1 rRNA gene is annotated in these 538 nt (G+C 54.1%); it reads right to left on the bottom strand.

Annotation, left to right across the window (positions count from 1 at the left end):
* Nucleotides 1-20 precede the first annotated feature (20 nt).
* Nucleotides 21-538, bottom strand: a 16S ribosomal RNA gene (locus CSQ92_RS28520); the annotation flags it as partial.

Consider the following 538-nt stretch of genomic DNA (forward strand, 5'->3'; position numbering starts at 1 on the left):
CTGATTCGTGCAAACTCTAGAAAGGAGGTGATCCAGCCGCACCTTCCGATACGGCTACCTTGTTACGACTTCACCCCAGTCACGAATCCTACCGTGGTAAGCGCCCTCCTTACGGTTAAGCTACCTACTTCTGGTAAAACCCGCTCCCATGGTGTGACGGGCGGTGTGTACAAGACCCGGGAACGTATTCACCGCGACATGCTGATCCGCGATTACTAGCGATTCCAACTTCATGCAGTCGAGTTGCAGACTACAATCCGGACTACGATACACTTTCTGCGATTAGCTCCCCCTCGCGGGTTGGCGGCGCTCTGTATGTACCATTGTATGACGTGTGAAGCCCTACCCATAAGGGCCATGAGGACTTGACGTCATCCCCACCTTCCTCCGGTTTGTCACCGGCAGTCTCATTAGAGTGCCCTTTCGTAGCAACTAATGACAAGGGTTGCGCTCGTTGCGGGACTTAACCCAACATCTCACGACACGAGCTGACGACAGCCATGCAGCACCTGTGTACTGGTTCTCTTTCGAGCACTCC

Source organism: Janthinobacterium sp. BJB446, from assembly GCF_002735655.1.
GTDB lineage: Bacteria > Pseudomonadota > Gammaproteobacteria > Burkholderiales > Burkholderiaceae_D > Janthinobacterium > Janthinobacterium lividum.